The sequence below is a fragment of the Arthrobacter sp. SPT-J7 genome, from assembly GCF_059089965.1.
This window is the reverse complement of record NZ_JBNHFF010000530.1, coordinates 1-632: the sequence shown is the minus strand read 5'-3', so window position 1 is coordinate 632 and position 632 is coordinate 1. Positions and strand designations below refer to the sequence as shown.

The 632-nt window shown below is 63.9% G+C and carries 1 protein-coding gene; it reads right to left on the bottom strand.

The window, feature by feature from the left end; translation table 11 throughout:
- Positions 1-47: 47 nt before the first annotated feature.
- Positions 48-632: S1 RNA-binding domain-containing protein (locus tag AC5RWX_RS34080; protein WP_494100543.1), on the bottom strand; the 585-nt coding region annotated here is incomplete at its 5' end.

The window sequence follows — 632 nt, the reverse complement described above, 5'->3', positions numbered from 1 at the left end:
CCCCCGCCCCCGCCGATTCATGCTTGTGTGCCGGAAACCGGAACTGCTTAGACCTCAGCGCCTTCAGCAGGTTCCGTGGTGTGGGCGCGTTCGGTCTCGACCTCGGCGCCTTCTTCCTCGGCAACGACCGGGGCGAGCGAAAGCTTTCCACGGTCATCGATCTTAGTGATTTCCACCTGGACCTTCTGGCCCACCGAGACAACGTCGTCGACGTTGTCCACGCGCTTGCCGTTGGCCAGCTTGCGCAGCTCGGAGATGTGCAGGAGGCCGTCCTTGCCCGGGGTCAGCGATACGAAGGCACCGAAGGTGGTGGTCTTGACGACCGTACCCAGGTAACGCTCGCCGATTTCCGGGACCTGCGGGTTCGCGATGGCGTTGATGGCGGAGCGTGCTGCGTCTGCAGACGGCCCGTCGGTGGCGCCAATGTAGACCGTGCCGTCGTCCTCGATGGAGATGTCGGCGCCGGTGTCTTCCTGGATCTGGTTGATCATCTTGCCCTTGGGGCCAATGACCTCGCCGATCTTGTCTACGGGGATCTTCACGGCGATGACGCGCGGGGCAAACTCGGAGAGCTCGTCCGGGGTGTCGATGGCCGAGTCCATGACCTCGAGGATGTGGAGGCGTGCTTCGCG